This window comes from Pseudomonas sp. BJa5 (assembly GCF_030272875.2).
Lineage (GTDB): Bacteria > Pseudomonadota > Gammaproteobacteria > Pseudomonadales > Pseudomonadaceae > Aquipseudomonas.
This window is the reverse complement of record NZ_JALRNG020000178.1, coordinates 1-252: the sequence shown is the minus strand read 5'-3', so window position 1 is coordinate 252 and position 252 is coordinate 1. Positions and strand designations below refer to the sequence as shown.

Below are 252 nucleotides of genomic sequence, written 5' to 3'. Positions count from 1 at the left end.
GAACCGGATACCCAGCGTCGCGTGCGGCAGTTCATCCTCGACAACCCGGGCAGTTGGAAGAAGGCCGCCCACGAGACCGCCTTCCGGCGCAAGTTCGAGTTCGAGGAAAGCGAGAAGCTGGTGCGGGCACCGCGCGGGTTTCCCGCCGACTTCGAGTTCATCGAGGATCTCAAGCATCGCAACTTCGTTTTCTGGCGGTCGCTGGACGATGCGACCATGACCGGGCCGAGGCTGCGACAGACCGTGGCCGGC

At 64.7% G+C, this 252-nt stretch carries 1 protein-coding gene; it reads left to right on the top strand.

Annotated elements, in window-relative coordinates; translation table 11 throughout:
* Nucleotides 1-252: DUF2461 family protein (locus M2D63_RS25920; protein ID WP_285865905.1), on the top strand; the 252-nt coding region annotated here is incomplete at both ends.